Origin of the sequence: Streptomyces rubiginosohelvolus, assembly GCF_014649875.1 — a bacterium.
Taxonomy (GTDB): Bacteria; Actinomycetota; Actinomycetes; order Streptomycetales; family Streptomycetaceae; genus Streptomyces; species Streptomyces rubiginosohelvolus.
This window is the reverse complement of the sequence record NZ_BMTW01000020.1, coordinates 49,582-61,376: the sequence shown is the minus strand read 5'-3', so window position 1 is coordinate 61,376 and position 11,795 is coordinate 49,582. Positions and strand designations below refer to the sequence as shown.

At 70.8% G+C, this 11,795-nt stretch carries 7 protein-coding genes; 5 read left to right on the top strand and 2 right to left on the bottom strand.

The window, feature by feature from the left end:
• Positions 1-72 precede the first annotated feature (72 nt).
• Positions 73-552 (top strand): hypothetical protein, encoded by a 480-nt coding sequence (locus IE134_RS30750; RefSeq protein ID WP_030721533.1) that lies wholly within the window; start codon positions 73-75, stop codon positions 550-552.
• Between the two features lie 24 nt (positions 553-576).
• On the opposite strand, the gene IE134_RS30745 is transcribed toward IE134_RS30750, so the two are convergent.
• Positions 577-1,473 carry a DUF4231 domain-containing protein gene (locus tag IE134_RS30745; protein WP_030721535.1) on the bottom strand — a complete coding sequence of 299 codons (897 nt, stop codon included), beginning with the start codon at positions 1,471-1,473 and terminating at the stop codon, positions 577-579.
• A 317-nt stretch (positions 1,474-1,790) separates the two neighbouring features.
• Here IE134_RS30745 and IE134_RS30740 point away from each other — a divergent pair, with 317 nt between their 5' ends.
• From IE134_RS30740 to fxsT, 4 genes are all read left to right on the top strand, one after another.
• Complete coding sequence (locus IE134_RS30740; protein WP_189432357.1) at positions 1,791-2,501, top strand: hypothetical protein; 711 nt, start codon at positions 1,791-1,793, stop codon at positions 2,499-2,501.
• Positions 2,502-3,063: 562 nt separating this feature from the next.
• On the top strand, positions 3,064-5,427 hold the full coding sequence (fxsBH, locus tag IE134_RS30735) for a radical SAM/SPASM protein FxsBH, inactivated beta-hydroxylase extension form (RefSeq protein ID WP_189432355.1): 2,364 nt from the start codon (positions 3,064-3,066) through the stop codon (positions 5,425-5,427).
• Positions 5,428-5,501: 74 nt separating this feature from the next.
• Positions 5,502-6,842, top strand: a complete 1,341-nt coding sequence (gene fsxC, locus IE134_RS30730) for an FxsC protein (protein ID WP_157849984.1) — start codon at positions 5,502-5,504, stop codon at positions 6,840-6,842.
• Positions 6,839-10,774: an FxSxx-COOH system tetratricopeptide repeat protein gene (gene fxsT, locus IE134_RS30725; RefSeq protein ID WP_030721544.1), complete on the top strand. Its 3,936-nt coding sequence runs from the start codon at positions 6,839-6,841 to the stop codon at positions 10,772-10,774. Before fsxC ends, fxsT begins: the two co-directional genes overlap by 4 nt.
• A gap of 19 nt (positions 10,775-10,793) precedes the next feature.
• On the opposite strand, the gene IE134_RS30720 is transcribed toward fxsT, so the two are convergent.
• On the bottom strand, positions 10,794-11,705 hold the full coding sequence (locus IE134_RS30720) for an alpha/beta fold hydrolase (protein WP_189432353.1): 912 nt from the start codon (positions 11,703-11,705) through the stop codon (positions 10,794-10,796).
• Positions 11,706-11,795: the final 90 nt, after the last annotated feature.

Below are 11,795 nucleotides of genomic sequence, written 5' to 3'. Positions count from 1 at the left end.
GTCGTGACGGGGCGGCAGGGGGCGGGGGCGCTCCCGGGGTGCGCTCCGCTGGCATCAGGGGGTAGCAGGTCCGTGTATCGCATCGGAGTGACCGGTCACCGCTCCATCCCCGCCGAGGCGGAGGCCCACGTGCTCGCCGGAATGCGGGCCGCCCTCTGCGGACTCGACCGCCCCAGCCAGGCCCTCTCCAGTCTCGCGGTCGGCGCCGACCAGCTCTTCGCCGACCTCGCCCTCACCTGCGGCGCCGAACTGACCGCCGTGATCCCCAGCGGCGACTACGAGGCCTGCTTCGACAACGCCGCCGACCTCGCCCGCTACCGGACGCTCAAGGCGCGCGCGGCACGGGAGGTCCGGCTCGACTTCCCGCACTCCACCGACGAGGCGTACTACGCGGCGGGCGCCTACATCGCCGACCACTGCGACCGGTTGCTCGCGGTCTGGGACGGCCTACCCGCCCGGGGCCTCGGCGGTACGGGCGACATCGTCACGTACGCCCGCACGCTCGGCCGCCCGGTCACCGTGATCTGGCGCGACGGGGTGCTGCGCGGCTGACCCGATCCGGGGCGGGGGAGCGGGTCACACGCGGTGTCTGACCAGCCAGTCGGTGTGCTCGGGCGACACGATCCGCTCGGTCTCGAACACCGCCGCCGGCCAGTGCCGTTCGGTGAGGGTGGTCTCCATGGCGGCCTGCATCGACTCCAGGTCCTGCTCCACCAGTGAGTGCGCCGAGATCAGCGGATGGTGCCGGCGCATCTCGTTCCAGGCGAGACAGGCCGCCGCCGCCGCGGACAGCGCCCCCGTCAGCCCGAACGACCGGCCCACCCCGAAGGTCTGCAGCACGCTCAGTGCCAGCGCCGGGAGCGTCAGCGCGACAATGGCGCCCGACCACATGAGCGCCCCGCGCCGGGAGGCCTGCTGACGCCGGCGGTACCAACGGCGCTGTTCGATGAGCCGATCCCGTACGTACGTCTCCTTGCGGACCGTGTACGCCTTGTTCCGCAACGCGCGCATGGACTCCGTGATGAGCCCGCCGGAATCCGGCAGCTCCTCGCGCGGGTCGGCCCAGCCCACCTTCCTCAGCTCCTGGAGACCGTCCTCCAGACGATTCGCGAACAGCGCCTCCGGATGCTCGGACGCACTGTCGAACGGGGCGCCGTGCACCGCGTAGCGCCAGCAGTTCGATTTGATGAACTCCGCTGCGGAGCGGTTGAGTTGCCAATGCGACTTTGCTTTGCGCTGGGAGGCGAGGAAGGTCGTGAAGAGCACGCCCAGATAGGCCAGCACCGCCGCGCCGTACAGCGCCCGGGCCGCGGGCCCGTCGTCGGCGTGCCAGGGCAGCGCCGCGGGCACCGTGCCGGCCACGAGCAGCGCCAGCTGCACCCGGGTGGTGTTCACGGCCTCGCGCTGGCGGGCCACGGCGACCCTGTCCGTGTGATGGAACAGCTCAGGCAGGTCATCGTTCCTGAAGACCATGGATCTCAGCGGCTCGGGCAGCGCCGTCACGGTCGCCTCCGTCTGCAGTTGTCGTATGACCCGGCCGGCCGTCACGCCTGACCCGCCCGGGGCCACGAGAGTAGGTGGGAGGCCGGGGCCGGGCAAGAGCGTCCCGGCTGCCCGGAGGGCCCGTACGGCTGGGTTCGGCCACTGTGTCCAGGTGTTCTTCCGCGCGCGGTGGCACTATGGCAAGGTTGCCCAACTGAGGTGAACCACAGGCGAGTTGTCGCCGTCTTTGACGGCCGCGTTCGCTTCCGGGCGGGGGAGGGGTCATCGAGCGGGATCCGGACGGAGGGGTGGCTGACGGCACGCCGCTCCCGGACAGCCAGCGCAGGGTGCGCCGCAGCCCGTTGCTCTTCACCGCTCCCCTGGTTCTGCTCGCGATCCTGACGCTGGTCCTGCTGTGGGAGGCCGTCCGGGCCAATGTCTCGCCCGGTGTCCGGGGCGACTGGCCCTGGCGGCTGCAACTGCTGGACATGGAGGCGCTCGGAAGTCTGCTGGCCGTGGCGACCGGTGCCGTACTGGCCAGGGCGCAGTACGCCCGCACGGTCCGGCCCTACCTCGGATGGAGTGGCTCCTGGCGCACAGGACTGCTCGTCGAGGGGGAACCCGCCTGGCGTGTCGGGATACTGAACGGCGGTCAGCACATCGCCGTGATCGAGAGCTGGGAGTGCCGCGTGGTGCCGAGCGGTGGGTCCGGAACGGGGACCGCGGTCTGGGTCGCCGTCCCGGACGTCGTGGCCACCCTGACGGCGGACGGACTCTCGGCCGGGCGGGACTACCTGCTCACCGCCTTCGGAACCGGCTTTCCGCTGGTCGGCACCGGGGCCTACGACACGGTGCCGGTGGGGGTGTTCTTGCGGCGGTTCGTCGAACGGATCGACGTGCTCCAGGTCCGGGTGCGGGTCACGGACGTCGTGGGGGACAGCCACGAACGGGTCCTGGACTGCATGCGTGGCTCCCGGGAGGAGTACAACGTGCCCGGCGCGGAACCGGTGAACGAGTGAACTGCTGTCCCCGTCGGGAAGCCCCGGCGTGTACGGACCGGGCCGGGCCTGCCGCGCCGGGATGCGTCCGGCCGCCATCTGTGCCTCCCGCTCTCACAGTGGCGGAAAGCCTCTCACCTGCAGGGGCCGGCAGAGGCGCGGCGGGCGCCCCGGACCGCCGCATCGGCAGAGCGTCCTCCGCTCACCTGAGCGGTCGCACGGCAGGCATGTCGCGACGCGAGAAAACCGATGTGAAGGCTGGTCCGCCGGCATGTGCGGGGGCCTCGGCGGTAGTAAAGTGCGCGTGCCGGGCCGTGTGGTGACACGGAATCCCTGCTGCCTTTCATTGTCCGGAAACAGACCCCTTCAGGATCCCCCTAGGACGGCCGTGAAGACCTACGGAACCACCCCCGACTTCGCCTCTGCGAAGACCCGCGCGACCCTTGCCGCGACCGATGTCCGCAGCGCCGAGGCCGCCAGGAAGCTCGACCGCGCAATCGGTGCGACAACGGCCCGGTCCACCCGGATCTCCACTTTCAGTTCAGCTCTCTGAGCAGACGTCAGAAGTGGATAGAATGGCGGAATGACAGGACCCCTGGTCCCCTTCCGTGAATTCGTGCTCAAAGTGCACAGCAGGTGTGATCTTGCTTGTGATCACTGCTATGTCTACGAACATGCGGATCAGAGCTGGCTCACCCGCCCCAGGACCATCTCTGACGAGGCGATTTCCTGGACTGCCCGGCGCCTTGCCGAGCACGCGGCGACTCATGCGCTTTTCTCCGTCACAGTGATCCTGCACGGCGGGGAACCGCTCCTGGCAGGACCCGCGCGACTGCGACGGGTCTGCGAGGAGCTCGGCTCGGCCCTGAACGGCATCGCTGAGCTGGACCTCAGGATCCACACCAACGGAGTCCAGCTCAGCCCCCGTTACCTCGACCTCTTCGACGAGTTCCACGTCCGCGTCGGGATCTCGCTCGACGGCGACCGCGCGGCCAACGACCGCCACCGCCGGTTCGCCAACGGGCGCAGCAGCCACCCGATGGTGCTGCGAGCGGTCGAGCTGCTCCGCGAGGAGCGCTACCGCCACCTGGACCTCGGCCTGCTCTGCACGGTCGACATCCACAACGACCCGGTGGCCGTGCACGACGCCCTCGCCGAGCTGGAACCCCCGCTCGTCGACTTCCTGCTGCCGCACGCCACCTGGGACGACCCGCCGCCACGGCCGGACGGCTCGCCCACCGCGTACGCCGCATGGCTCCTGTCGGTCTTCGACCGCTGGACGGAACAGGGCCGCCCCATGCCCGTCCGGATGTTCGCCTCGGTGCTCTCCAGCCTGAGCGGCGGCCCCAGCCTCACCGAGTCACTCGGTCTCGCCCCCACCGACCTCGTCGTCATCGAGACCGACGGGACCCTGGAACAGGTCGATTCGCTCAAGAGCGCCTACGAGGGCGCCGCCGCCACCGGGTTCGACGTCTTCCGCAACACCTTCGACGAGGTCGCCGCCCACCCCGGGGTCCGGGCGCGCCAGCTCGGCCTGGCCGGAGTCAGCGAGACCTGCCGTCGCTGCCCGGTCGTGCGCTCGTGCGGCGGCGGGCTCTACACCCACCGGTACCGCTCCGGGCACGGCGCCGGGGGCGGCTTCGACAACCCCTCGGTCTACTGCGCCGACCTGGCCGCCTTGATCCGCGGAATCGAGGACCGGACCGCCGCCGCGACCGAGTCACCCGCCGTCCGGGCGCCGGGCGCCCTGCTCGCCGCCCAGCTGGACCTGACCCGCACTCTGCTCGCGGTGCTCCACGACACCCTGGACGGACGGGGCGGAGAGCTCTGGGACGAGGCCTGGCGGCTCGCGGCGAGAGTGGAGGCCGACACTCCGGGCGCGGATGCGCTCGACACGGTGCTCGCCCACCCCTCCACCCGCACCTGGCTGATCGGTGCCCTGGAGGACGTCCACGCCGGCCGGCCTCTGACGGAACCCGCCGCCGAACGGCTCGGCGCCTGCGTGGCCGCGGCCGCCGTCCGGGCCGGACTCGACCTGCCGGTGCCGGTGGCGTACCGCGACGGCAGCCTGCATCTGCCCACCCTCGGCACCGCGGTCGTCGGCGGGCCAGGGGCGCGGGGCGTGTGCCTCGTGCTCGCCACCGACGACGGATTCCTCGTCCGCCGGCCGGACGCGGGGCTCGCCGCCGAGCCCGGCGCTCCCGTCTTGCCCGGCCCGGAGCTGCGTATCGCGCGCGAGGAACCGGAAGGCCCGCACTGGCTCCCCGTTCGCACCCTGCGACAAGCTCCCGCTCCGGTCCTCCTGCTGGACGACCTCGACCCCTTCCGCGACGCCTTCGGGACCCCTCCGGCCGACCGGCTCACCGCGGAGCGGGCCGAGACCTGGGCGCACCGGATCGCCGGTGCCTGGGCGCTGCTGGCCGACGCCGTTCCCGAGCAGGCGGCCGAGGCGGCCCGTACGCTCACCACGGTGACCCCGCTGACCACCGGTACGGCCGAGCCGGGGCGCCACGGCCACGGTGCGCTCGGCGTCGGGGAAGCGGCCGACGGCGACGAACTGGCGCTCGCGATGCTGAGCGCATTCCGGCGGGCGAAACTGCGGGCACTCGGTGAAGTGACGGATCTTTACGCCCTGGACGGTACCTGGGACCATCGAACGCCTTGGGGGAGCGAACACGTGACGTTCTCCCGACTGCTGGCCGAGACATTCGAACGGGCGGGCCTCGGACTCTACGATCCGCACTTCCTCACGGGCGTTCCGGAAGCTCTCGACATGATCGAGAACGCGGCGGAGACGACAGTCGACGGAAAACAGCTGATCGCGGCTGTCCGTAAGGAGATCAGCGGAACACGGAGCGCCACCGGGAGGAATCGCGGTAGAACGGTCCCGCCGTCCGGTCACCCATCGAACGTCCTGTCGCCTGACCGGAAAGTGACGTTCGAATGACCGAACGGCAGGGGGGTGGAAAGCGGTCCGCTCCGGAATGATGAGTTCGCTTGCACTCCCTTCCTCCTACCGGGATGCGAGTGCTCATACAGGACGGGGGTCGTGTGCACGCATCGACGCAACAGCGAGCGGTGGGCCATCGGCCGTATTTCTTTCTGAGTTACGCCCACACGCCGGGATACGGCGGCGGCACGGACCCCGATATGTGGGTCGAGCGGCTGTTCCAGGATCTCTGCGGCCATGTGATGGCCATGACCGACTTACCCGCCGGCGCGCCCGCAGGCTTCATGGACCGGGAGATACGCTCCGGCGAGGGCTGGTCGGAACGGCTCGGTGACGTCCTCGCCACCTGCCGGGTCTTCGTGCCGCTGTTCTCGCCGCGCTACTTCGCCAGCGAGATGTGCGGCAAGGAGTGGTACGCCTTCGAACAGCGGGCCATCCACCACCGGGCCCGCTCCAACCAGCCCGCCGAGGCCATCGTCCCCGCGCTCTGGGTGCCCGTGCCCCCAAGCCAACTGCCGGGCTCAGCGGAGCGGTTGCAGTTCAACCACCGCGACTTCGGTGAACGGTACGTCAGCGACGGCCTCTACGGCCTGATCAAGCTCAGACTCTTCGCCGAGGAGTACGAACGGGCCGTCTACGAACTGGCCAAACGCATCGTCAGCGTCGCCGACTCGGTCCGTATCGACACCGGCCGGCCCGTCGACTACCGCCTCGCCCCCAGCGCCTTCGGCTCCCCCAGCAGCGGAGTCGGCGCACCCCGGCCGATGCAGATCACCATCGCCGCGCCCACCCGCCACGATCTGCCCGACGGACGCAACAGCGACCACTACGGCGACCACCCCCAGGACTGGAACCCCTACTACCCGGCCTCGGCCCGGCCCCTGGCCTACGTGGCCGAGGAGCTGGTCCGCTCGCTCAACTACCAGGCGGTCATCACCTCGTTCGACGAGGACCGGCAGGACGGCAAGGCCCCGCCCAGCACCCCCGAGATCCTGCTCGTCGACCGCTGGGCCCTCCGGGACGAGGACCATCGCCGCAGGCTCGCCGCCTTCGACGCGGAGAACCGGCCCTGGGTGACCCTGGTCGTCCCCTGGAGCCGCGACGACCACCAGAGCAGGGCGGCGGAGACCGAGCTCATCGAGAAGCTCGAGGAAACCATGCCGGTCAAGATGGGCCAGGGCCGGGCCCTGTGCCGCGCGGCGGCGAAAGGAGTGCCCTCCATGGAGGCGTTCGGCCAACTGCTGCCTCAGATCGTCGAGGTGGCCGCCCAGCAGTATCTGAAGCACGCCAAGGCCTATCCGCCCGGACCCGGTGGCGGATCCGGCGAGCGCACCCGGCTCACCGGCCCCATGGGCAACACGAGCTTCATACCCGACCCGCACGACCCTGCGACGGAAGCGGAGGACCTATGAGTGCCGGTCGTGACGGGCGCATCGTCACCTTCTACTCGTACAAGGGCGGTACGGGGCGCACCATGGCGCTTGCCAACACCGCCTGGATCCTCGCGGCCAACGGCAAGCGGGTGCTGGCCGTCGACTGGGACCTGGAGGCCCCCGGACTCCACCGGTTCTTCCACCCCTTCCTCGACCCGGCCACCCTCGGCGCCACCACCGGTGTGATCGACCTGATCACCGAGTACGCCTGGGCCGCGACCAGCCCCGCCCAGCGCGCCGAGGACTGGCACCGCGACTACGCCCGTATCCAGCCGCACGCCGTGTCGCTGACCCCGGAGTCGCTCGGCTGGGAGTTCCCGCAGGGCGGCACGCTCGACTTCGTCTCCGCCGGACGGCAGAACCGCGAGTACAGCGCCACCGTCTCCACCTTCGACTGGGACAACTTCTACGACCGGTTCGGCGGCGGCCACTTCTTCGACGCCCTGCGCGACGACATGAAGGCCAACTACGACTACGTCCTCATCGACAGCCGGACCGGCCTCAGCGACATCGCCGACATCTGCACCGTCCACCTCCCGGACGTGCTCGTCGACTGCTTCACCCTCAGCGACCAGTCCATCGACGGAGCGGCCTCCGTCGCCCGCCAGATCGCCGAGCGCAACACCGGCCGCCCGATCGCCCTCTACCCCGTACCGATGCGGATCGACGAGGGCGAGAAGGAGAAGGCGGACGCCGGACGGGCGCTGGCCCGGCTCAAGTTCGACCGGCTGCCGCGCGATCTGTCCGGTGACGAACTCACCGCCTACTGGGGGGCGGTGGAGATCCCGTACCGGCCCTACTACGCCTACGAGGAGACGCTGGCCACCTTCGGCGACGAGGCCGGGCTCACCAACTCGCTGCTCTCCGCCTTCGAACGGCTCACCGCGGTCATCACCGACCGGGAGATCACCTCGATGCCCCCGGTCGGCGAAGAGGTCCGGCTGCGGATCCGCGACGCCTTCACCCGGCGCAGGCCCGCCCTGCCCGCCGATCTCCACCTCAGCTATGTGGCGGAGAACCGGATGTGGGCCGACTGGCTCGAATCGATCCTCACCCGGGCCGGTTTCCGCGTCGTTCCGCGCGACGTCTCCGCCGAACGCCCGCCCGAGGAGCCCGCCGACACCACCGCCGAGAACGCCGCCCGCACCGTGGTCCTGCTCTCCAGCGCCTACCTCAAGTCCCAGCGCGCGGTCGAGCTGTGGGAGCGGACCGCTTCCGAGGCCATCGGCAGCGGCCGCCGCCGGCTGATCCCGCTGCGGGTCGGGGACGTACGCCTGACCACCCCGTACATCGACCGGAACCCGGTCGACCTCTACCGGCTGGACGAGGTGCACGCCACCACCGCCGTGATGCGGGCCCTGGACCGCCCGGTGCAGGTGACCGACGGGGTGTCGCCCGGGCCCCGCTTCCCCGGCACCGTCCCGAGGATCTGGAACGCGCCGCCCCGCAACCCCGGCTTCACCGGCCGCTCGCTCGTCCTGGAGCGGATGCGCGACCAGCTCGGCGGCGGCCTGGCCGTCGTCCTGCCGCAGCCGCAGACCCTGTACGGACTCGGCGGCGTCGGCAAGACCCAGGTGGCCCTGGAGTACGTGCACCGCTTCATGGCCGACTACGACCTGGTGTGGTGGATATCGTCCGAGCAGCCCGACGACGTCGTCGCCTCGCTCGCCGAACTCGCCGGCCGGCTCGGCGCCCAGGGCGGCGACGACATGGCGGCCGCCTCCCAGGAGGCCGTCGACCTGCTGCGGCGCGGCGTGCCCTCCGACCGCTGGCTGCTGATCTTCGACAACGCGGACGACCCGGAGCAACTGCGCCGCTACTTCCCGCAGGGCGGGTCCGGCCACATCCTGGTGACCTCCCGCAATCAGAGCTGGTCCCAGCACGGCGACGCGCTGCCCGTGGACGTCTTCCTCCGCGAGGAGTCCATCGAACACCTCAAGCGCCGGGCCCCGGGACTCAGTGACGAGGACGCCGACCAAGTGGCGACCGCGGTGGGCGACCTGCCGCTGGCCGTGGAGCAGGCGGCCGCGTGGATCGCGGAGACCGCCACCCCCATCGGCACCTATCTCGAACAGCTCGCCCAGCAGGCGCCCCAGGTCCTCGCGCTCAACCAGCCCGTCGGCTACCCGGAACCGGTCGCAGCGACCTGGAACATCTCCATCTCCCGGCTCCAGGAGCGCTCACCCGCCGCCGTGCGGCTGCTCCAGCTCTGCGCCTTCTTCGCACCCGAGCCGATCTCCGCGAACCTCCTCTACAGCAAGGAGATGATCGACGCGCTGAAGCCGTACGACTCCTCGCTCCAGGAGAAGCTCGTGCTCGGCCGGGTCATCCGGGAGATCGGCCGCTTCGCCCTCGCCAAGGTCGACCAGGTCTCCAACTCCATCCAGGTGCACCGTCTCGTCCAGGCCGTGATCAAGGCGCAGCTCACCGAGGAGGAGCAGCGCGAGGCCCGGCACGTGGTCCACCGCATTCTCGCCGGGGCCCGGCCCGACGACGACGAGCCGATAGACAACCCGGCCACCTGGCCCGTCTTCGCCACGATCTGGCCGCACCTCGGCCCCTCCGACGCCCGCAACTGCACGGAGCCGGAGACCCGTAGGCTCCTGATCGACCGGGTCCGCTACCTCTGGAAGCGCGGTGACGTCAGGACCGCTGGTGCGCTGGGCGACGAACTGCGCGACATCTGGCGGGAGAAGCTGGGCACCAGTGATCTGCAGTACCTCTACCTCTGCTTCCACCTCTCCAACATCCTGCGCACCCGCGGTCGTTACGTCGAGGCGAAGGAACTGGACGAGATCACGCTGGAACGCCAGCGGGCGGTGCTGGGTCCCGAGCACCCGCACACGTACATGACCACCAGCAGTCTGGCCATCGACCTCGGGCTGCTGGGGGACTACGCGCGGGCGATCGAGATGGCGACCGAGGCCCACGAGGGGTTCGGGCAGATCTTCCACGACTCCCACCCCCGGACCCTGGCCGCGGCCAACAACCTGGCGCTGAACCTGCGCAGCGTCGGCCAGTACGCCCGCGCCCGGGAGATCGACCAGGACGTCTACGACCTGCGCTCCCAGGTGCTCGGAGCGGAACACCCCTACAGCCTCTCCTCCGCCATGAACCTCGCCCGTGACCTGCGGGAGGTCGGGCGGTACGAGGACTCGGCGGCGCTGCTCAGCACGACGTACAACAGCTTCAAGGAGACGATGGGCCGCAGCTTCCCCGCCACTCTGAGCGCCGCGAAGAGCCTCGCGGTGTCGTTGCGCAGGGCGGGCCGGCTGGAGGACGCGCGCCGTCTCACGGTGGCGACCCGTGCCCGGTACCGGGCGAAGTACACCACCGCCAACCCCGATTCACTGGCCTGCGACCTCAACCTCGCCGCCGACCTGTTCGCAGCCGGCGAGAGTGCCGAGGCGAGGGACACGGCGCAGGAAGTCGTCGACCAGTACATGAAGGTGCCGGGGGAGAAGCACCCGTACACCCTGGCCGCGCAGAACAACCTCGGCGTCTATCTGACCGGGGCCGGTGAGCCGGAAGCGGCGGAGCGGGTGCTGAAGCTGGTCGTCGCGGGCATGCGCGAGGCCTTCGGCCGCGAGCACCCCAGCACCCTGTTCTGTGTGATGAACCTGGCCAGCGCGACGGCGGACCGGGGTGAGCTGGACATCGTGCTGGAGACCGAGCAGCGGCTGTTCGGCCAGTTGCGCGAGGCGCTCGGAGCGCACCATCCGGAGACCCTGGCCATGACCTCGAACATGGCGGTCACGCTCGACGCCATGGGGCGGGAGGACGAGGCGGCGCAGTTGCGGGCGGACGTGGTCCCCGAGCTGTCGCGGCAGCTCGGCGACGACCACCCGCTGGTCCGCGTCGCCCGGACCGATGAGCGGTTCCGGCGGGAACTGGAACCCATGTCCGTGTGACCGGCCGTGCCGGGAGGGTTCATCCTCCCGGCACGGCCGTCGGCAGCGTCCGGCACGGGTGCTCCCGCGCGTCCAGCAGCCAGTCCAGGATGCGGGGGAGCCTGGGGAACGCGTCGAAGTGGGCCGCCGACGGTTCGAGTACGGCGGTGGCCCCCGGGATCTGCCCGGCCAGCCAGCGGGAGTGGCCGACCGGGGCGAAGACGTCCTGCACCCCGTGCCAGAGGAGCACCTCGCCGGTGATCCGGGAGGGATCGAACCCCCAGGGGCTGGAGAACGCGAGGGCGTCATCGATCCAGCCGTACGCCGAGTGGCGCAGCCCCTCGCTGTAGTTGCGCAGCAGCATGGACCGGATGCCCACGTCGTTGACCACCATGCGGTCGGAGTCGGTCAGCTCCCGGCGCAGGTCGTCCAGGAGCCGGACCGGGTTCCGCCGGATCTGGGCCGAGCGGACGATGAAGTCCTCCGCCAGGCTGTCCGGGTCGTGCGCCGCCGTGGAATACGCGAGGACGTTGGACGCGGTCATCCCGTCGTACCAGTCGAGACCGGCCGCGTCCGGGGGCGCGAGACTGACGAGCGCCGCGGTCCGGGTGATGCGTTCCGGCATCAGCGCCGCGCAGGCCAGGGCGTGCGGGGCGCCTCCGGAGCGGCCCACCACGGCGAACTGCTCCAGGCCCAACGAGTCGGCGATGGCCCGGACGTCCTCGACGACGTCCTTGATCCGGCGGCCCTCGTGCCGGTCGCTGTCCCCGTATCCGGGGCGGTCGTAGGCGATCAGCTGGGTATGGCGCTGGTACAGCACCATGCCCCGGGGAGCGGGCCCGAGCCTGCTGCCCGGGGTGCCGTGCAGGAGGAAGACCGGTCTTCCCCTCGGGTCCCCCATCCGCTCCACCATCAGATGCCGGCCGTCCGCCGCGAGCACCCGACTGCGCACCCGTGCCTCCTCCGCTCAGCGATCCGGCGGGCGCCTGCCGCCTTTTCGATGATGACCCATCAGAGGCGTTACGGGGACTGTTCGACGAAA

Excerpts from the sequence above, each read along its gene's own strand:
- fxsT (WP_030721544.1), top strand. The coding sequence starts at position 6,839 with ATGAGTGCCGGTCGTGACGGGCGCATCGTCACCTTCTACTCGTACAAG.
- fsxC (WP_157849984.1), top strand. The coding sequence starts at position 5,502 with ATGCGAGTGCTCATACAGGACGGGGGTCGTGTGCACGCATCGACGCAA.
- IE134_RS30745 (WP_030721535.1), bottom strand. The coding sequence starts at position 1,473 with ATGGTCTTCAGGAACGATGACCTGCCTGAGCTGTTCCATCACACGGAC.
- fxsBH (WP_189432355.1), top strand. The coding sequence starts at position 3,064 with ATGACAGGACCCCTGGTCCCCTTCCGTGAATTCGTGCTCAAAGTGCAC.